Annotated in this window: 21 protein-coding genes; 18 read left to right on the plus strand and 3 right to left on the minus strand. The window is 68.2% G+C overall.

Going from position 1 to position 19127, the window contains the following annotated elements; all coding sequences use genetic code 11:
- Window positions 1-124 precede the first annotated feature (124 nt).
- The 6 genes from ABLE88_RS04590 (at window position 125) to ABLE88_RS04615 (ending at window position 7310) form a co-directional block, all read left to right on the plus strand.
- Entirely contained in the window at window positions 125-1099 is a 975-nt protein-coding gene (locus ABLE88_RS04590) for a TauD/TfdA dioxygenase family protein (RefSeq protein ID WP_348830274.1), read from the plus strand.
- Window positions 1100-1428: 329 nt separating this feature from the next.
- Window positions 1429-2445 (plus strand): ABC transporter permease, encoded by a 1017-nt coding sequence (locus ABLE88_RS04595; protein ID WP_348830275.1) that lies wholly within the window; start codon window positions 1429-1431, stop codon window positions 2443-2445.
- Entirely contained in the window at window positions 2439-3248 is an 810-nt protein-coding gene (locus ABLE88_RS04600) for an ABC transporter ATP-binding protein (protein WP_348830276.1), read from the plus strand. The genes ABLE88_RS04595 and ABLE88_RS04600 overlap by 7 nt, the downstream gene beginning before the upstream one ends.
- Before the next feature lie 59 nt (window positions 3249-3307).
- Window positions 3308-4426 carry an ABC transporter substrate-binding protein gene (locus tag ABLE88_RS04605; protein WP_348830277.1) on the plus strand — a complete coding sequence of 373 codons (1119 nt, stop codon included), beginning with the start codon at window positions 3308-3310 and terminating at the stop codon, window positions 4424-4426.
- 155 nt (window positions 4427-4581) lie between these two features.
- The gene (locus ABLE88_RS04610) at window positions 4582-5823 is read left to right on the plus strand and encodes an acyl-CoA dehydrogenase family protein (RefSeq protein WP_348830278.1); all 1242 of its coding nucleotides are present in this window, start codon (window positions 4582-4584) and stop codon (window positions 5821-5823) included.
- Between the two features lie 29 nt (window positions 5824-5852).
- A complete protein-coding gene (locus ABLE88_RS04615) occupies window positions 5853-7310 on the plus strand; it encodes an FAD-dependent oxidoreductase (protein ID WP_348830279.1) in 1458 nt (485 codons plus the stop codon).
- Window positions 7311-7460: 150 nt separating this feature from the next.
- Here the strand turns inward: ABLE88_RS04615 and ABLE88_RS04620 are convergent, their stop codons facing one another.
- Window positions 7461-7598, minus strand: a complete 138-nt coding sequence (locus ABLE88_RS04620; RefSeq protein ID WP_348830280.1) for a PDDEXK family nuclease — start codon at window positions 7596-7598, stop codon at window positions 7461-7463.
- A gap of 110 nt (window positions 7599-7708) precedes the next feature.
- Window positions 7709-8332 carry a TetR/AcrR family transcriptional regulator gene (locus tag ABLE88_RS04625; RefSeq protein ID WP_348830281.1) on the minus strand — a complete coding sequence of 208 codons (624 nt, stop codon included), beginning with the start codon at window positions 8330-8332 and terminating at the stop codon, window positions 7709-7711.
- A gap of 96 nt (window positions 8333-8428) precedes the next feature.
- Here ABLE88_RS04625 and ABLE88_RS04630 point away from each other — a divergent pair, with 96 nt between their 5' ends.
- The 5 genes from ABLE88_RS04630 to ABLE88_RS04650 all read left to right on the plus strand — a co-directional run bounded on the left by ABLE88_RS04630 (window position 8429) and on the right by ABLE88_RS04650 (window position 12585).
- Window positions 8429-9484, plus strand: a complete 1056-nt coding sequence (locus tag ABLE88_RS04630; protein ID WP_348830282.1) for a sugar phosphate isomerase/epimerase family protein — start codon at window positions 8429-8431, stop codon at window positions 9482-9484.
- A 23-nt stretch (window positions 9485-9507) separates the two neighbouring features.
- Window positions 9508-10395: an alpha/beta fold hydrolase gene (locus ABLE88_RS04635; RefSeq protein ID WP_348830283.1), complete on the plus strand. Its 888-nt coding sequence runs from the start codon at window positions 9508-9510 to the stop codon at window positions 10393-10395.
- Window positions 10392-11372 (plus strand): alpha/beta hydrolase, encoded by a 981-nt coding sequence (locus tag ABLE88_RS04640; RefSeq protein WP_348830284.1) that lies wholly within the window; start codon window positions 10392-10394, stop codon window positions 11370-11372. Before ABLE88_RS04635 ends, ABLE88_RS04640 begins: the two co-directional genes overlap by 4 nt.
- A gap of 120 nt (window positions 11373-11492) precedes the next feature.
- Window positions 11493-12305, plus strand: coding sequence for a helix-turn-helix transcriptional regulator (locus tag ABLE88_RS04645; protein WP_348830285.1), 813 nt, complete (start codon window positions 11493-11495; stop codon window positions 12303-12305).
- Between the two features lie 85 nt (window positions 12306-12390).
- Window positions 12391-12585, plus strand: a complete 195-nt coding sequence (locus tag ABLE88_RS04650) for a hypothetical protein (protein WP_348830286.1) — start codon at window positions 12391-12393, stop codon at window positions 12583-12585.
- Here the strand turns inward: ABLE88_RS04650 and ABLE88_RS04655 are convergent.
- Window positions 12572-12727 (minus strand): hypothetical protein, encoded by a 156-nt coding sequence (locus tag ABLE88_RS04655; protein ID WP_348830287.1) that lies wholly within the window; start codon window positions 12725-12727, stop codon window positions 12572-12574. The two genes, ABLE88_RS04650 and ABLE88_RS04655, sit on opposite strands and share 14 nt — an antisense overlap.
- Before the next feature lie 305 nt (window positions 12728-13032).
- Between ABLE88_RS04655 and ABLE88_RS04660 the strand changes: the two genes are divergently transcribed.
- The 7 genes from ABLE88_RS04660 (at window position 13033) to ABLE88_RS04690 (ending at window position 19118) form a co-directional block, all read left to right on the plus strand.
- Window positions 13033-13839 (plus strand): transporter, encoded by an 807-nt coding sequence (locus ABLE88_RS04660; protein WP_348830288.1) that lies wholly within the window; start codon window positions 13033-13035, stop codon window positions 13837-13839.
- A 183-nt stretch (window positions 13840-14022) separates the two neighbouring features.
- On the plus strand, window positions 14023-14466 hold the full coding sequence (locus ABLE88_RS04665; protein WP_348830289.1) for an SRPBCC family protein: 444 nt from the start codon (window positions 14023-14025) through the stop codon (window positions 14464-14466).
- A gap of 10 nt (window positions 14467-14476) precedes the next feature.
- Window positions 14477-15292, plus strand: a complete 816-nt coding sequence (locus ABLE88_RS04670) for an FAD binding domain-containing protein (protein WP_348830290.1) — start codon at window positions 14477-14479, stop codon at window positions 15290-15292.
- A gap of 45 nt (window positions 15293-15337) precedes the next feature.
- The gene (locus ABLE88_RS04675; RefSeq protein WP_348830291.1) at window positions 15338-15820 is read left to right on the plus strand and encodes a (2Fe-2S)-binding protein; all 483 of its coding nucleotides are present in this window, start codon (window positions 15338-15340) and stop codon (window positions 15818-15820) included.
- 11 nt (window positions 15821-15831) lie between these two features.
- Window positions 15832-17199, plus strand: coding sequence for a xanthine dehydrogenase family protein molybdopterin-binding subunit (locus ABLE88_RS04680; protein WP_348830292.1), 1368 nt, complete (start codon window positions 15832-15834; stop codon window positions 17197-17199).
- Window positions 17200-17202: 3 nt separating this feature from the next.
- On the plus strand, window positions 17203-18225 hold the full coding sequence (locus ABLE88_RS04685) for a xanthine dehydrogenase family protein molybdopterin-binding subunit (RefSeq protein ID WP_348830293.1): 1023 nt from the start codon (window positions 17203-17205) through the stop codon (window positions 18223-18225).
- On the plus strand, window positions 18222-19118 hold the full coding sequence (locus ABLE88_RS04690; protein ID WP_348830294.1) for an AAA family ATPase: 897 nt from the start codon (window positions 18222-18224) through the stop codon (window positions 19116-19118). The genes ABLE88_RS04685 and ABLE88_RS04690 overlap by 4 nt, the downstream gene beginning before the upstream one ends.
- Window positions 19119-19127 lie beyond the last annotated feature (9 nt).

The raw sequence follows: 19127 nt of genomic DNA on the forward strand, positions 1-19127 counted from the left end.
GTTTTTTTGATTAAATCTATAAAAAAAGTATTATATCTCGAAGAGAGAGCGCCGGAGGATCATCCAGAGCGCCCGACCGCGCCACGACCCGGCGCCACAACCGCCTGCCACGAAAGGAAAACCGATGTCGAGCGCCGCGCCCGTCCCCTCCAGCGAAAGCGGATTCGCCGACCTGGCGCCGCGCCATATCGCCGTGCATCCGCTCACCGGCCATATCGGCGCGGAGATCGAGGCGCCGGACCTGTCCCGTCCGCTGTCGCCGGTGGTGGTGGACGAGATCCGCGCCGCGCTTCTCAAGTGGAAGGTGGTGTTCTTCCGCGACCAGCCGCTGAGCCATGCGGAGCATGTGGCGCTGGCCTCGGCCTTCGGCGCGCCCACCATCGGCCATCCCGTGTTCGGCTTCGTCGAAGGCTACCCGCAGGTCTATTCCATCGGCCGCGACCGCTTCGCCACGCGCCACACCGGCGAGCCGCTGATCCGCCCCTGGACCGGCTGGCACACGGACGTGACCGCCGCGGTGAACCCGCCCGCCGCCTCCATCCTGCGCGGCGTCACCATCCCGCCTTATGGCGGCGACACGATCTGGACCGACCTCGCCGTCGCCTATGAGGCGCTGTCGCCCACTTTGCGCGGCTTCGTGGATACGCTGCGCGGCATCCACGCCTTCGCCCCGCCCGAGGGGCAGGCCGGCACCGCCGATTTCAAGGAGAAGAACCGCCGCCGCCCGCTGGTGAGCGAGCACCCGCTGGTGCGCGTCATCCCGGAGACGGGCGAGCGGGTGCTGTTCGTCAGCCCCTCCTTCCTGAAGAGCATCACCGGCCTCACTCCGCGCGAGAGCCAGCAGTTGCTGGACCTGCTGTTCGAGCACATCACGCGGCCGGAATTCACCGTGCGGTTCCGCTGGCGGCCGGGCTCCATCGCCTTCTGGGACAACCGCACCACCGCGCACCTCGCCCCGCGCGACATTTATGCGCTCGACTTCGACCGCCAGCTCTACCGCATCACGCTCAAGGGCGACGTGCCGGTGGGCGTGGACGGGCGCCCGTCCAGCATCATCGAGGGCGAGCCGCTGGAGGCCTTCAGCGCCGGCACCGCCTGACGGCGGCGGTCTTGGGGCAGGCGGCAGACGTCCCACCGGCGCCGACGCCCCTACCCGCACGCCCAAGCCTGCTGGTCTGGAGCGTTGGCGCCGCTCCTGGGCTCCGGCCCTGTTCTGCGGCTCACCATCTCACCCACAGAGGATCCGCGGCGTGGAAGGCCCCACAGCGCGAGCGATGTCGGTCATCGATGACGCTTGACTCAATTTCAATTATTTCTATAAAATTACTATACATTGGAAGTTGCGCGTCATCCGGCCCCGGCAGCGACCGATCGGGGCCATCAGAAGCGCCCCTCTTCCGTAGCGACCCAAACGCTGAGGACAGACCGATGACCCATCAGCTCATCGAAACGGCCCATCTCGATGGCGTGCCGCGATCGGACCGCGGGCACGCCCTGCGCAGGCCGCTCTGGCGTTCGGGCCTGACTTCCGGGCTCCTCTGGCTCAGTGCCGGCGCCTATGCCGGCCTCGTGCCCGATGTGGATGACTTCGCCTACACGCGGGAATTTGCCGTCGGCCTCGCCGCCATCGGCGGCCTCCTGGTCCTCGCCGCGCTCGCCGGCCCCGTGGCGGGGCTGCGGCTGAAGGCGCTCCGGCACTGGGGGCCGTGGCTTCTCGTCCTGCCCCTCGGCCTCATCGCCTGGGAGGCGGTGACGGCGAAGCTGGAACTGCTGCCGCGCCCCTTCTTCGTGCCGCCGCAGGCGCTGCTGGAGGTCTATCTCGACGACTGGCCGAAACTCGGCCTCAGCGTGGTCGCCTCGCTGAAGCTGCTCGCCTGGGGCTACGTTATCGGCGCCGCGGTGGGCGTGACGCTCGGCGTGTCCATCGGCTGGTGGCGCGTCGCCGGCTACTGGGCGCATCCGGTTCTGCGCTTCATCGGCCCGCTGCCCGCCACCGCATGGCTGCCGGTGGCCTTCTTCCTGTTTCCCTCCTCCTGGAGCGCCAGCGTGTTCCTCCTCGCGCTGGCCACCGGCTTCCCCGTCACCATCCTCACCTGGTCGGGCATCGCCTCGGTCAACAAGGACTATTACGACATCGCCCGCACGCTGGGCGCCAGCGAGCGGTTCCTGGTGCTGAAGGTGGCCATTCCCGCCGCTTTGCCCCATGTCTTCGTCGGCCTGTTCATGGGCCTCGGCACCTCCTTCGCGGTGCTGGTGGTGGCGGAGATGCTGGGCGTGAAGGCCGGCCTCGGCTGGTACCTGCAGTGGGCGCAGGGCTGGGCGGCTTATGCCAACATGTATGCGGCGCTGCTGGTGATGGCGCTGATGTGCTCCAGCCTCGTCACCCTGCTGTTCCGGCTGCGCGACCGGACCCTCGCCTGGCAGAAGGAGCTGGTGCGGTGGTGAGCGCGGCCCTCTCCCTCCGCCCCAGCGCCCCGGTTCCCGCCGCCGCAGCGGGCCTCAACCTCGACGTGGAACACGTGAGCCACGCCTTCCAGCTGGAGGGCGCGCCCCTCCCGGTGCTGGACGACGTGAGCTTCTCGGCCGAACCCGGCGCGTTCGTCGCGCTGCTCGGGCCGTCCGGCTGCGGCAAGTCCACCCTGCTGCGGCTCGTCGCCGGCCTTGATCCGCCCACCGCCGGGCGCCTCGCGGTGGACGGGGAGCCCATCGCCGCCCCCGATCCCTCGCGCATCCTCGTGTTCCAGGACCCGACGCTCTATCCGTGGCGGACGGTGGAGGCCAACGTCTCGCTGGGGCTGGAGGCGCGCGGCCTGCTGAAGGCCCAGCGGCGGAGGGTGGGCGATGCGCTCTCCCTCGTCGGCCTGTCGGGCTTCGCCAGCGCCTATCCGCGCCAGCTCTCCGGCGGCATGGCCCAGCGCGTGGCGCTGGCGCGCGCGCTGGTGAACGAGCCGCGCCTGCTGCTGCTCGACGAGCCCCTGGGCAAGCTCGACAGCCTGACCCGCATCACCATGCAGGGCGAGATCCTGAAGCTGTGGCAGGACGCCCGCTTCACCGCCCTCCTCGTCACTCACGATGTGGAGGAGGCGCTGTTCCTCGCCCAGCGGGTGATCGTCTTCTCCGAGCGGCCGGCCCGCATCAAGGCCGACGTGACGGTGGACGTGCCCTATCCACGCCATCGCGGCGACCCGCGCCTCGCCGAATTGCGCCACCACCTCCTCGGCCTCCTCGGCCTCGACGCCACCTGGTGAGCCTTTCGCCCGCCCTCGGGCACCCCTCGCATTCATCCAAGTGATTTCAGGAGCCCGCCATGACCCACGACCCGAACACGGACGCCGCAGACGCCCCCCGCTCCACCTCCCGCCGCAGCCTGCTGCGCTATGGCCTTGCCGCCGGCGCGGCGACCCTCGCCGGTGCCGCCGGCGGGCGCGTGCTCGCGGCCAATCTCATGCGCGCGCCGGCGAGCACGGTGCCGGATTTCCCGCTCTGCCTCGCAGCCGCGGAAGGGGCCGCCCCCACCGGCCCGCTGCGGCCGCTCAAGCTCGCCTGGAACGCCAGCGCCATCTGCACCGCCGCCGCGCCCGTGGCCAAGGAAACCGGCATCTTCGCCCGCCACGGCCTCAACGTGGACTTCGTCAATTTCGGCAGCTCCACCGAGCAGCTGCTGGAAGCCATCGCCACCGGCAAGGCCGACGCCGGCATCGGCATGGCGCTGCGCTGGCTGAAGCCGCTGGAGCAGGGCTTCGACGTGAAGATCACCGCCGGCGTGCACGGCGGCTGCATGCGCCTGCTCGGCGATACCAGCGCCGGCGTCACCAAGGTGGCGGACCTCAAGGGCAGGACCATCGCCATCTCCGACCAGGCGTCGCCAGCCAAGAACTTCTTCTCCATCTACCTCGCCGAGCACGGCATCGACCCGTTCAAGGACGTGGAATGGCGCCAGTATCCGCTGGAGGCGCTGCCGCTCGCCATCGACAAGGGCGAGGCGCAGGCGCTGGCCGACGCCGATCCGCGCACCTGGATCTGGATCAAGGAGTCCAAGGGCAAGCTCAGCGAGATCGCCACCAACCTCTCGGAGAAATATGCCGATCGCGCCTGCTGCATCATCGGCGTGCGCGGCAGCCTGATCCGCGACGAGCGGCCGGTGGCCACCGCCCTCACCCGCGCCATCCTCGAAGGCGCGCACAAGGTGGGCGCCGACCCGGAGCTGGCCGCCCGCACTTTCTCCGGCTACGGCGGCAAGGGCTCGATCGATGACCTCGTGGCCATGCTGAACAGCCAGGACCACCACCATGCGCCGGTCGGCGCCGACCTCAAGACCCAGCTCGCAGCCTATACGGACGAGCTGAAGCTGGTTCAGGTCATCAAGCCCTCCACAAACTCCCAGCGCTTCGCGGAGAAGATCTATGCGGACGTGCTCACCGCCTGAGGCAGGTTCCGCACCCACTATTCCGGCCCGACGCTGCGGGAGCATTTTGGACTCCGACACCCTGCCAGGCGCTTCGCCCCCGGCATGGCGGTGGCCGCGCCGCGGGCGGCCGCCGGCCTCTGAGCTGCCCGTTTCATTCTGAGGACCCATCTTTCATGAGCCAGATCGAAAACGCCTGGGGCGCCGGCCCCACCGACCGCTACGAGGAACTCGCCAGCCGGTTCCGCCCCATCTTCCGCGACATCCGCGACAGCGCGGTGGAGCGCGAGCAGACCCACCGCCTGCCCCGCGCCGAGATCGCCGCCCTGAAGGAGGCCGGCTTCACCACCCTGCGCCTGCCCAAGGACGAAGGCGGCTTCGGCGCCACCTTGCCCGAGCTGTTCAACCTGCTGATCGAGTTGTCGGAAGCGGACAGCAACGTCACCAACGCGCTGCGCGCCCATTTCGGCTTCACCGAGGAGGTGCTGAACTCGCCCTTCAAGGACTATCGCGACCGCTGGGTGAAGCGCATCGCGGCCAAGCAGACCTCGGGCAGCGGTTTCACCGAGGGGGCGGACAATGCGGTCGGCCACTTCAACACCCGCATCGTGCGCGACGGCGACCGGCTGCGCCTCGACGGCCAGAAATTCTACACCACCGGCTCCCTCTTCGCCGACTGGATCAATCTCGGCGCCGAGGACGAGGAGGGCAATTTCATCCTCGCCCAGGTGCCCACCGGCGCGCCCGGCGTGAGCATCGTCGACGACTGGGACGGCTTCGGCCAGCAGCTCACCGCCTCCGGCACGGCGAAGTTCGACAATGTCACCCTCTCCGACGACCTCATCAATCCGCAGCGCAAGCGCTTCCGCTATTCGGTCGCCTTCTACCAGTTGGTCCACCTCGCTACCCTCGCCGGCATCGGCCGCGCGGCGGCGGGCGACGTGGCGCGGCTCGTCTCGGTGCGCAAGCGCGTGTTCAGCCACGGCAATGCCGACCGCGCGGGCGCCGATCCCCAGATCCTCCAGATCGTCGGCAAGGTGCGCGCCAGCGCCTACGGGGCCGGCGCGGTGGTGCTCAAGGCGGCCGAGGCGCTGCAGCGCGCCTACGACACCCGCGAGCGGGAAACGTCGGAAGGACAGGACATTTCCGTCGCGGTGGCGGACCTCGAGGTGAACCAGGGCGTCACGGTGGTGACCTCCCTCATCCTCGATGCCACCTCCCACCTGTTCGACGCGCTGGGCGCCTCCTCGGCGCGGCGCGGGGTGGGCCTCGACCGCCACTGGCGCAACGCCCGTACCCTCTCCTCCCACAATCCGCGCGTCTACCGCGAGCGCATCGTCGGCGACTTCGCGGTGAACGGCACCTGGCCGCCCGGCCCCTACCGCGTCGGCGACGGCGTCGCCGCCAAGGCCGGCTGACCGCTCCTCCTCCGTCACGGGACAAGACCATGACCACGCCCGCCACCCCCGACATCAACGCCCTCGCCCGCCTGGCCGCGCAGGCCCAGGCCGATCTCGCCCGCATCGGCGAGACCGGCACGGACTGGGTGCCTCCGGCCGAGGGCATCGACCACAATGTGGTGGTGGTGGGCGCCGGCCAGAGCGGCCTTGCCGCCGCCTTCGGGCTCAAGCGCGCCGGCATCGGCCGCGTGAGCGTTGTCGATGCCGCGCCGGCGGGCCACGAGGGCATCTGGCGCGGCCCCGCGCGCATGACCATCCTGCGCACCCCCAAGGTGCCGCCGGGCCCGGAGCTGGGCCTGCCCAGCCTCTCCTTCCAGGCCTGGTACGAGGCGGCCTACGGGGTCGAGGCCTATGCCGCGCTGCCGACCGTGCCGCGCGAGATCTGGGCGGACTATGTGGCGTGGTTCCGCTCGGCGTCCGCCGTCGAGGTGCGCAATGGCGTCACCTTGGCGCGGGTGGAGCCGCAGGAGGGGCGCCTGCGGCTCCACTTTTCGTCCGGGGGGAAGACCTTCACCGAGACCACCCGCAAGCTGGTGCTCGCCACCGGCATCGCCGGCTCGGGCGGACCGTTCATTCCCGATGTGGTGGCGAACCTGCGCGGCCATCTCTACGCCCACACCCACGCCTTCGACCCCAAGGCCCTCACCGGCCGGCGCGTCGCCATCCTCGGCTCGGCCGCTTCCGCATTCGATGCGGCGGGCGCGCTGCTGGAAGCCGGCGCGGGGGCGGTGGACCTGTTTTCGCGCGGCGCAGACCTTGCCCGCGGCTCGGCCATGAAGCCGTTCGGCTTCTTCGGGGCGTGGGAGCATTTCCATGCGCTGCCCGATGCCGAACGCTGGGCGGTGATGGCCCATTTCCGTCGCCGCGCCTCCTTTCCGCCACCGGCGGCGGTGAAGCGGGCGGTGGCCCATGCCAACTTCCGCATCCACCTCGACGCGGGCTGGCGCGTTGCCGCGCCCCACGGGGACGGCGTGCGCGTCACGCTCAATTCGGGCGCGACCTTCGACGCCGATTTCATCCTGCTCGGCACCGGCTACCAGGCCGATGCACGGCTCTATCCGCCCTTTGCCGATTTTGCCCCCGCCATCGCCCGCTGGTCGGACAAGGTGGCGGTGGACGCGGCCGACGCCGCGCTCGCCAGCGCGCCCTATCTCGGCCCGGCCTTCGAGTTGATGGAGCGCGAGTCGGGCGCCGCGCCCTTCCTCGCCGACATCCACTTCCTCGCCTTCTCGGCCATGACCAGCACCGGGCGCCCGGTGGGCGACATTGCGAGCCTGCGCCACAACATCCCGCGCGCGGTGGCGGCCATCGGCCGCGACCTGTTCGTCGCCGACCGCGCCAAGCACCTCGCCCGCTTCCTCGCCCCGGTGGGCACCGACGACCTGCCGCGCGACCTCTATGCCGTCGCCCTCGCCGCCGGCGACGCTTTGGCCGCCGCCGAATGAGCCGCCACCTGCCCTCACCTTTTCGCTCCGGGCAACCGAGATGACCGTCCAGCCGCCCGCGCCCACCTTCCTCGCCTCCGGCGCCGGACAGCCGCCTCGGGGCGTCAAGCTAGGTCGTGAGGGCGTCAGCCCGCGCGCCGGGCAGACGATCTACGGCAGCCGAAACCTGAAGCCGAGAGCATGGACCATGCGGCGAACCAGCAGCTCGGGAGCTGTGTCCCGCTTGCGGATGAGCCGCATCTGGGCGCTTCGCTCGGCGGGAGTGAGACGGTCTGCCACGGAAATCACCTAGTTTAGGTCCGGCCCCACAGAGGGAAGCGCGTCAGATCCAGGCCGCCAAAGCCGCCAGGTCGGATCGATGGGATTTATAGCGATAGGTTATCCACCCCCTCAGTTCATCAGCGCCTACCTGGGGGTGGCGGCTCTGCAGTCCCTCCCGCCATGGCGTCGAATGCGTGAAGGAAGACACTCACCATCGCATCGAGCCGCCGTCGCTTGACCCCGTCGCGCGCCTGCACCGAAAGGCCATGAAGCAGCGTGGCGCAGCAATCGCCGATGGCCACTTCATCGAAGGTCGCTGGAAGCTCGCCCGCCTGCTTCGCCCGCCTCAACCGTTCAATGAGTGATTGCGTGCGGGCTCTTCGATGATCTGCAAGCCAGGCGCCCAAGGCCGCGTTCTCCTGCGCGCAGTTGGTCGCCGCTGAAACGACCATGCACCCTCTCTGCTTCACGGTGTAGAGCTTGATGGCCTCGCGGAACATCTCCTCCAAGGCGGAACGCAGATCCTTCGTACCCGCGAGGGTGCGATCGGCGAAGCCGCCTTCCTCGGCCTCGTAACGGGCGATGGCTTCGCGGAATAGCGCCTCTTTCGAGCCGAAAGCCGCATAGATCCGTGCGGACGCAATCCCGAGCGCCGCGACGAGATCGGACATGGAGGTTCCCTCGTAGCCCCGCGCCCAGAAAAGGTCGCGGGCGCGTTCAAGGGCGAGCCCCCTGTCGAACTCTCTCGGCCGTCCTGCCATGGGCCGGTCTCCATTTCAGATCGATCGACAAATAGTGCGCTTGACTCCGGCAGGCAAGGCCTCATTCTTTTATGATCGACAAAGAATGGTGAGCCGATGAGAACCATCAACGGTCCGAGCCTCCACCTCGCGCAGTTCAGCGGCGCACAGCCGCCGTTCGACCGGCTTGAGAACATCGCGGCGTGGGCCAGCCGCCTGGGCTTCAGGGCGGTCCAGATTCCGGCGTGGGACGAGCGCCTCTTCGACGTTCGCACGGCTGCGGAAAGCCAGGCCTATTGCGATGAGATTTCCGGCGTGCTCGCCGGGCGCGGTCTCGTCGTCAGCGAGTTGACGACGCACATCTTCGGCCAGCTCGTCGCCGTGCACCCGGCCTATGACGTGATGTGCGACGCCTTCACGCCCGAGCCGCTCAGAGGCAACGCCGCCGCGCGCAGCGAATGGGCGCTGGAGCGGATCAAGCTGGCGGCCAGGGCCTCGTGCCGGCTCGGCTTGACCAACATGGGAACCTTTTCCGGCTCGTTCCTGTGGCCGTACTTCTTTCCCTTCCCCCAGCGCCCGGAGGGGCTGGTGGAGGCGGCTTTCGATGAGATGGCGCGGCGTTGGCGTCCCGTCCTAGACGCCTGCGACGAGGCGGGGGTCGATCTTTGCTTCGAGCTCCACCCGAGCGAGGACCTGCACGATGGCGTTACCTTCGAGATGCTGCTCGATCGGGTCAGCGGGCATCCGCGCTGCCGCCTTCTCTATGATCCCAGCCACTTTGTCCTTCAGCAGCTCAAATATCTCGACTTCATCGACATTTATCACGACCGGATCGGCATGTTCCACGTCAAGGACGCGGAGTTCAACCCGACCGGCCGCCAGGGGATCTACGGCGGCTACCGGCCCTGGATCGACCGTGCCGGCCGCTTTCGCTCTCTCGGCGACGGGCAGGTCGATTTCCGCTCCATCTTCTCGAAGCTCGCCCAGTACGGGTTCGAGGGATGGGCGACGCTCGAATGGGAATGCTGCCTCAAGGACCAGGAGGACGGCGCCCGCGAGGGCGCGTCCTTCATCGCCGACCACATCATCCGGGTGACGGACAAGGTGTTCGACGACTTCGCAGGAACCCCGCTGAGCGCGACTGAGACAAGAATGATCCTCGGCATCGCCTGATGCCCCTTCTCAGGGAAGAAATCATGACACGCTTTAACGCCAATGACGCGCTGGCCGATGGCCTCGTTCATCGCTATCTTCGGGTGGACGGGCAGAAGATCCATTGCGCCATTCTCGGCAGTGGCCGGCCCATCCTCCTCGTCCCCGGCTGGCCGCAGACCTGGTACGCATGGCGCCACACCATGGCGGCGCTGGCGCAGAACGGCTTCCAGGCAATCGCCGTCGATCCAGTGGGCACCGGATATTCGGCCCGGCCCGAGACCGGATACGACACCGGCTCGGCCGCCCGCATCCTCCACCAGGTGATGCTGCAGCTCGGCCACGCGCGCTACGCCGTCGCCGGTCACGACGTCGGGATGTGGGTCGGCTACGCGCTGGCCATCGACTTTCCCGAGGCGGTGGAGCGCATCGCGCTGACCGAGGCGGTCATCCCCGGCCTTGCGCCCGCGCCGCAGATCTTTGTGCCGCCGGCCGACAACATCTTCCTCTGGCACTTCATGTTCAACCAGGTGCTGGACCTGCCGGAATTCCTCACGGCCGGCCGGGAGAAGGAATATCTTAGCTTCATGTTCGACAAATGGTCCCACCGGCGCGACCGGGTGGCGGCCGAGGTCTATGCCGACGCCTACGGGACGCCGGGCGGCATCCGCGCCGGCTTCGCCTACTACCGTGCCATCCCCGAGACCATCCGGCAGAATCTCAAGCGAGCGGAACGGCCGCTCACCATGCCGGTGCTGGCCATCGGCACCGAGTTCGCGACCGTCGATGCGCCGCTCGCGACGCTGCGTCCCCACGCCGCCGACCTGCGCGGCGAGATCATCCGCGACAGCGGTCACTTCGTCATGGAGGAGACCCCCGAGGACTTCAATGCGCAGGTCCTGCCCTTCTTCCTGGAGGGGGCAGGACGATGACGCTCGACGCCGACATCGCCGCCTTCCTGGCGCGCCCGCCCGCAGCCCAGCCGGCGTCGCTCGAGGCGATCCGGGCTGAGACCGACCGGGTGCTCCTCACGCTGCAGGGAGCGCCGGAAGCCGTCGACCGGATCGAGGACCTCTCGGCCGACAGCCCCGCGAGCGATGCCGCGGTGCCGGTCCGGGCCTATTGGCCTGCCGGATCGGCGCGCGGCCAGGCCCTGCCGGCCCTGGTCTTCGGCCATGCGGGCGGATGGTGTCTCGTGTCGCTCAAGACCTACGATACTCCTTGCCGCGCGCTCGCGAACGCTACCGGGTGCGTCGTCTTCTCGGTCGACTACCGGCTGGCTCCGGAGCATCCCTACCCGATCCCGCTGGAGGATTTCTATCGCGCCCTCCTGTGGGTTGCCGACCACGCCGAGACGCTGGGGATCGACGCCAGCCGCATCACGGTCGCCGGCGACAGCGCCGGCGCAAACCTCGCCGCTGGGGCCGCGTTGCTGGCGCGGGACCGTGGCGGGCCGCGCATCGCCCATCAGCTTCTCATCTATCCGCCGGTGGACACCGATCTCGGCACGGCCTCCTACGAGGCCTTCGCCGACGGATACTACCTCACGCGCGAGACGATGCGCTTCTGCTGGGAGGCGTATCTGGGGGAGCGGCTCGCTTCGCCTCCCATCTACGCGGCGCCCCTCAGGGCGGACCTGTCGAGCCTGCCGCCGGCGACTGTCATGGTCAGCGAATGCGATCCGTTGCGCAGCGAGGGCGAGGCCTATGCGCGCAAGCTCGAGGAGAGCGGCGTTCCGACGAACCTGATCCTCCTTGAAGGCATGGTGCATGGCTGCATCCACATGGCCGGCGTGGCGCCGGCCGCCGCCGGCCTCTTCGCCCGCGCGGGCGAGGCGGTCCGCGCGGGTCTCCGGTCGACGCCGTCCGTTATCGCGGCGTCGGAAAAACGCACGGCGACAGGTAATTGAAGGTTCAGGCCGGCGCGGCGCCGCTTGACCGCGCCGGCTCCGCGCGGCGTCACTGAGAGTGACGCTGGGATCGCGGCCAAAAAGGAAAGATCCGACACAAAGGTCGGCCGGGAGGAGATCATGAGAGAGCCCATCAAGGTGCTCCGCGGCACATTCGGACGGATATCGCTCATCAGTGTGAGACGCGATTTCGTGACCCACGCCCACCGCGAGGCGCACATCATCATCTGGCTCGGCGGGGCGCCGGGAGAGATGACGGTCGGCGGCCGCAGGGCCTGCGTCGGTCCGGACACGGCGATCGCCATCAACCCCCTGGAGCCCCACAGCCATGCCTTTCCGCCCGCGGGCGAGCCGGGCCTGTTCCTGGTCTTCTACCTGGACGACGACTGGCTGCGGGCGAGGAGGCCGGGCGGAGCGTTCGCATTTGACGGTCCGCATCTTCCGCTGGGCGCCGAGCAGCGGGCGACCGCCGTGCGGATCAGTCAGCTGCTCGAGGGCGGCGAGGATCCCGCCGACCTTTCCGCCTATGAGATCGAGCGGTTTGCGGACAGCCTGTGCCGGCCCAGCAAGGCGGCGCAGGGTGCCGCCACATGGGACGGGCGGGCACGCGACTTCCGCATCCGCAAGGCGATCGCGATGATGAAGGACGCGGTGGGCGCGCGCCCGTCCTTCGACGACGTGGCGCGGTCCGTGGGCATGTCGCGTCCGCATTTCTTCGCGGTCTTCAAATCCCAGACCAAGCTGACGCCCAACATCTATCTCAATACGCTGCGGATCGAGGAAAGCGTTCGCCTGCTGCAATCGGGCGAACCCCTCACCTTCATCGCGCATCACGTGGGCTTCACCCAGCAGAGCAACTTTTCCCGCTTTTTCCGCGACCACGTTGGCGTGACGCCGACGGCCTATCGCTCGGCCAGCCAGCACCGGCAATAGCGGCAGCGTCTCGTCGTCGCGTTTTGCTCCCGGCAGCGATTGTCTCCCATCTGCTCATTTAAGCATACGGGACGATAACGGGAATATGATGCTCAACGAGAATTTCGGAAATAATCGCAGTATAAATAAAAATGAACAGAACAGAGGAGAAACTGACGGCGAATACAATTGCGTCGTCGATCGCCAAAGCTTCAGCCATGGACGGCGCGTAAGCACGCATCCTGCGCCGCCGCGGGTCCGCCACGAAGGCGTGGCCGCTCGCAAAATCAAGCCGGATTGATGGAAGAGATGACGGCGCCGCCGAGCTCGCGGACGTTTAGCTGATCCATGTCCTTCGCCGAGGAGGCCCGCTTCGGCGCCACCATGCGGCGGATGCGAGATGTCCGCACGGCCGCTTTGTCTCGGCGCTCCTGAACGATCACGCAGCGAAACTCACCACTGCAGTGAGCATTGACCTGGCGCTTCGCGCCGCCGGGAACGCGACGGCGCGCCAACGTCGTCCGGCCCGCCGGGACCGATCCAGCGCATCAAGCGGGCAGCGCCTCCAAGCCAGTCCAGAACAAAACAACTCAATCGGGAGGGAAAGATGATTATTACAACAAAACCCAATGTGAAATCCGCCCGCCGGCGTAGAGCAACGAGCGCCTCATCTGCGCGACCGAATCTTTATTGCACCCTGCTGGCCAGCATGGCCCTGCTCCAAGCAACGCCATGCCATGCGGTAGACGTGAACTCGGCGGATTACCTACCGGCGGCACCGGGAACCAATCTGTTCGCCTATTATGCCCAATACGCGACGCGCAGCGAGTATGTGAGCACTTCGGGAGCCGCGACCGGCAACCAGACGAGCTTGGACTCCTACGTCAATCTTCTGCGCTACGTGCATTTCTTCGAGGTGGCCGGGTTCACCGGCGTGGTCCAGACCATCGTGCCGGTGGGCACGCTGTACAATGGCAAGATCGGCGGGGTGAACCTTGGCTCCACCGCCGGGTTCGGCGACCCCATCTTCTCCCCGGCACTTTGGCTCGTGAACAACAAGGCGACCGAGAGTTATTTCGCGGTGGCGGCATTCATCTTCGCGCCGCTTGGCCAGTATAGCGCGGATCAGGCGCTCAACATGGGCGAGAACCGCTGGAAGCTTGACCTCCAGGCCGGCTACTACCAAGGTCTCGGCAACGGGTTCGCGCTGGAACTCGCGGCGGACGTCATCTGGTATGGCGCCAATTCGCAGGCCGGCGACGGCGACCAGACGCTCACCCAGGACAATTCCTATCAGTTCCAGGCGTGGCTTTCCTACGCCTTCGCGCCGACGTGGTCGGCGGCGGTGGGCTGGTCGAAATACTGGGGCGGAACGGAATATCTCTCCGGCATTCCCACCGGAAACGCCACCGACAAGGATCAGCTCCGCTTCGAAATCTCCAAGTTCATCACCCCGACGTTTCAGGTGCTGGCGCATGTCCAGCGCGATTACAACACTTCGGGCGGATTTCCCGAGGACTTCCGGGGCACGCTCAGGCTGGTGCAGATCTTCTGACCGCATCCGCCGGAAGCCGGCCTACAGCCCCGAGGCGCTGTCGTCCCCGCGGGAGCGCCTCCCGGCTTCGCGCCGAGATCCGTTTATTCAGACCCTGAGACAGGGGTTCAAGACTGGCAGATAAGCGCGCCCGCCGATCCTGTGTCTCTTTACACCTGTGAACCGGGGAGGAGACGACGCGATATGGCCAGCGTGACGGTTTCAAGCATCATCGAAGCCCCGATCGGGGCGGTGTGGGAGGTCATCCGCGACTTCAACGGGCTGCCGGACTGGCATCCGCGCATGGTTGAAAGCGCGATCGAGGCAGGTCCTGTCGCCGATCGGGTCGGTTGCGTGCGGCGGCTCACGCTGGCGAGCGGCGCGGTGCTGCGCGAGCGGCTGCTGGCGCTGTCCGACCACGACCATTCCCTCCGCTATGCCATCGAGGAGACGCCGCAGCCGATCTCCAACCACGTGGCGACGCTCAGGCTCGCGCGGGTGACGGATGGCGATCGCACGTTCGCGGAGTGGTCGGCGACGTTCGACGCGCCGGCCGATGAGGCGGAGAAGATCGCCGCCGCCATGGGCGAGAACGTGTTCCAGGGCGGGTTCAACGCCCTGAAGCAGCGCTTCTCGCGCAGCGCGTGAGGGGGCCGCCGTGAGCGTGACACTTCAGACCTTCACCGACCTCGAAGACGCGGGAGCGGCCCTGACCGCTCCCGGCGCAGCCTATTTCGGTGGCGGCACCCTGCTGGTGCGCCGGGCCAACGAGGGCGACGTCGCGCTTACACGCTACGTTCGCCTCACCGCGCCTGCCTTGCGGGCCATCGAGGTCCGCGCCGGCATGGTGCGGATCGGCGCCGGCGTCACCATGGGCGAGATCGTGCGGCACCCGGAGCTCGGCTTTCTCGGCGCCGCGGCGCGGCTGGTCGGCGGACCAGCGATCCGCAACGCGGCGACCGTCGGCGGCAACCTCTTCGCCCGCGCGCCTTATGGCGATTTCGCCGTTGCGCTGCTGGCGCTCGATGCGGTCGTCCACCTGGGCGGCCACAAGCTGGGGCGTGACGTCCCCATCGGAACGTTCCTGGCGGAGCGCGAGACCGCCTTCGCCAAGTTGGTGGTGACGGCGGTCAGCTTCGCTGTGCCGGCCGCGAAGGCCTTCCGCTTCACAAAGGCGAGCCGTGTCCGGCCCAAGGGGCTCTCAGTGGTGACGGTCGCCGCCGTCCTGGAAACGCGGGATGGACTCATCTCGTTCGCCCGCGTCGCCTTGGGGTGCGCGGCGGATCGGCCGATGCGGGCGCTCGCGGTGGAGGCGGCCCTCATCGGCCGCGCCCGGACGCCCGAAGGCATCGCCCCCGCCCTCGCGGTGGCGCTCAACGGCACGGCACCCATCACCGATGCGGTGGCGAGCGGCTGGTACCGCGGCGCGGTCCTGCCGGTGCATCTGGGCCGGCTGCTGCTGGCGGACACCTGATTGTCCGAAACGCCGGCACCAAGAACAGCGACAGGGAGAACCAAGGTGGCAAAAGTCGCCATTCATTTCACGTTGAACGGCAGCGAGAAGGCGGAGTTCGTCGAGAGCGGCACCTCGCTCCTTGATGTCCTGCGCGAGAAGCTCGCCGATTTCTCGCCGAAGGGCGGGTGCCTGCAGGGCACGTGCGGGGCCTGCTCGGTGCTGATCGACGGCGAGATCCGCCTCGCCTGCCTGACACTGGCGGAGACCTGTGAAGGTTGCACCATCGAGACGGCAGGCGGCCTCGCGAAGGATGGCGTGCTGCACCCGCTGCAGATCGCGTTTGCCGACGGCTTCGCCACCCAGTGCGGGTTCTGCACCGGCGGAATGATCGTGGCCTCCAAGGCGCTGCTCGACCGAAACCCCGCCCCCAGCCGCGCGGACGTCATCGAGGCGATCTCCGGCAACGTCTGCCGCTGCACGGGCTATGAGCCGATCATCGGCGCGGTGCTTGCCGCCGCGCGGGCCAACTCCACCAACAAGGCCTGAGGAGGCGCGCCATGGAACTGCGAAAAGCCTATTTCGCCGACGAGCGGCGTGACGACCTCAAGGAGATCGGTCAATCCAGGCCGCGCTCGGACGCCTTCGGCCATGTGACGGGGCGCACCTCCTTCTTCGCCGACCGCACCTTCGCCGGCACGCTCCACCTCAAGATGGTGCGCAGCCCGCATCATCACGCCCGCATCCGCTCGATCGACACGTCCGAGGCCGAGCGGCATCCGGGCGTGGTGAAAATCCTGACGGCGAAGGACGTGCCGCACAACCTCTACACGATCCTGTCGCTCATCCAGGTGGGGCCGGAGGACGAGCACGTGCTCGCGGAGGAAAAGGTCCGCTGGAAGGGGGAGGCGGTGGTGGCCGTTCTCGCCGAGACGCCGCGGGCAGCCTTCGAGGGCGTCGCCAAGGTGCGCATCGACTACGCGCCCCTGCCGGCGGTGCTGGACATGGAAGCGGCGCTCGCGCCCGGCGCGCCCATCGTGAACGAGCGCCACGGCGGCAACTATTATCACTATGACAGCGGCGCCAGCCGGAAGGTCCGGCTGGGCGACGTCGCGGACGGCTTCGGCCGGGCCGACCACATCCTGGAGCAGACCTACGCGTCGGCGCCCATCGAGCATGCGCCGACGGAGACCACGGGGTGCATCGTCGTGCCCGAGGGCAACGAACGCTTCACCTGCTACACCAACACGCAGGCCATGTTCTTCACCCTCGACAACGCCTCCATCATCCTGCAGATGCCCGGCCACAAGCTGCACATGGTGGGCGGAACGGTGGGCGGCGGGTTCGGCGGCAAGGTCGACGTCATCGTCGAGCCCATTGCCATCCTCGGTGCCAAGCTCACGGGCCGCCCGGTGTCGTTCATCTACGGGCGGGAGGAGGAGATGCAGATCTCCTCGCCGCGGGCTGCCGAACGGATCGTGCTGAAGGACGGCGTGACGCGGGACGGGCGCATCGTCGCGCGCCAGGTCCATTGCTACGTGGACGCAGGCGCCTATTCCCGGCACTCGCCCTACGGCACGCAGAAGGGCGCCGCCCATTTCCCCGGCCCCTACACCATCCCCAACGTCTCCATCGATTCCTTCTGCGTCTACACCAACCGCACGCCGTCGTCCGCCATGCGGGGGTTCGGCGTCACCATCGGCGACTTCGCGCTGGAGGTGCAGATGGACAAGCTGGCGCGCCTCATCGGCATGGACCCCATCGAGTTCAGGCTCATCAACGCCTATCGCGACGGCGACCTCAAGGCCCACCGCCAGCCTACCGAGGGCGCGGCGCTCATCGAGTGCATGCAGGAGGCGTCGCGGGTCGCGAACTGGCTCATCGCCGACCGCTTCTTCGAGCTGTCGTCGCGCACGAGGAGGGACTGAACCATGGCGCTCCGGCACGGCCGCGGCGTGGCCGCGATCAACTATCCCACCGGCATGAACCTGGGCGGCGATCCGACCCAGGCGCTGGTGCATTCGACCCCTACCGGCAATTTCATGGTGAGCCTGTCCAGCGTCGACCTCGGGCAGGGGCTGAAGCATATCATGGCCCAGCTGTGCGCCGAGACCATCGGCGTGCCGACGGAACGGGTGATCGTCGATACGGCGGACACCGACACGGGTCCCCATTGCATGGGCACCTTCGCCTCGCGCGGCACCCACCGCGCCGGCAATGCGGTGATCGCCGCTTCCCGGGAGGCGCGGCAGGTGATGCTGGAGGTCGCGGCGACGGCGCTGGAGGTCAATGCCGATGACCTAGACACTGACGGCCAGGGCAACATCCACGTCAAGGGCGCGCCCTCCCGCGCCATCTCGATCATGGACACCGCGCTCATCGCCCATTTCAAGCAGGGGCGCTCCATCTCCGGACGCGGCATCTTCCTGGTGCCGCGCTCCTATCCCGACGCGGCCACCGGCGCCATGAAGCCCGCGACCTGCTACGCCCATGCCTGCACCGTCGCCGATGTGGAGGTGGACGACGAAACCGGCGAGGTGCGCGTGCTCGCGGTGAAGAATGTGTTCGAGGTGGGCCGCGCGCTCAATCCGAAGATCGTGGAGCAGCAACTGGTTGGCGGCTCATGGATGGGCATCAGCCACGCCCTCTACGAGACCACCGAGCCCTACTATCCCTCCCGCGACCATGGCCCCACCGACTTCAACGAATATCTCATGCCCGGTCCCGGCGATCTGGCGCATACGGAGACATACGTCCTGGAACGGCCCGCCGCCGATGGCCCCTATGGCGCGAAGGGGCCGGGCGAGATGTGCGCGAACCCGCAGATTCCCGCCATCGCCAATGCCATCTTCGATGCGGTCGGCGTGCGCATCGACGTCATGCCGATCACCCCCGAGCGGATCCTCAAGGCGCTGCTGGAAAAGGCGGCCGCGTCGCCGGGCGGCGCGTCATGAGGCAGGAGGCTGCGCCGGACGAGGGTGTTGCCGCGCGGGCCACCTCGCCCGAGTCGATCGCCGCGGAACTCGCCAGCGTCTCCTATCTCGCCGACCAGAGCCTCGCCACGGTGATCTTCCTGGCCCTGCGGCTCGGCAAGCCGGTGCTGCTGGAAGGCGCGCCGGGCGTCGGCAAGACCGAAGCGGCGAAGGCGATCGCGCGGATCCTCGGCCGCGACCTCGTTCGGCTGCAATGCTACGAGGGCATCGATGCGGCGCAGGCGCTCTACGAGTGGAACTACCAGCGCCAGCTCCTCGCCATCCGTCAGGCCGGCGAGAGGGACGTGGACATCTATGACGACCGCTTCCTGATCGCCCGCCCTCTGCTCAAGGTCCTGAACGCGCCGCAGGACAGCGTGCTGGTGGTGGACGAGATCGATCGCGCAGATCATGAATTCGAGGCCTTGCTGCTCGAATTCCTCTCCGATTTCCAGATCTCGATCCCGGAACGCGGAACGCTGTGCGCCGCGTCGCGCCCGGTCGTGGTCCTGACATCGAACCGGACGCGAGACCTCGCCGAGGCGCTGCGCCGGCGGTGCGTCTATCACTACATCGACTATCCCGACGCAGCCCGCGAGGCGGCGATCATCATGCTGCAGGCCGGGGACGTCGCCGAAGCGACGGCGCGGGCCGTCGCACGGGCGGTACGGGACATCCGCGCGCGGCCGCTCGCCAAGCCGCCCGGCATCGCCGAGGCGATCGAGTGGGCCAACGCGGCGACCGTCCTCGAGAAGGGCGGCAGCCCCTGGCCGGAGGCGTTCCGCCGCGCGATCGGCATGCTGGTCAAGGACGAGGAGGACCTTGCAGCCCTCCGCCCGGAGCTTGGGGACATCGTCGAAGCGGCCCTTTCATGATGGCGGCTC

The organism is Xanthobacter luteus (genome assembly GCF_040049235.1).
In the GTDB taxonomy this organism is placed as follows: domain Bacteria; phylum Pseudomonadota; class Alphaproteobacteria; order Rhizobiales; family Xanthobacteraceae; genus Xanthobacter.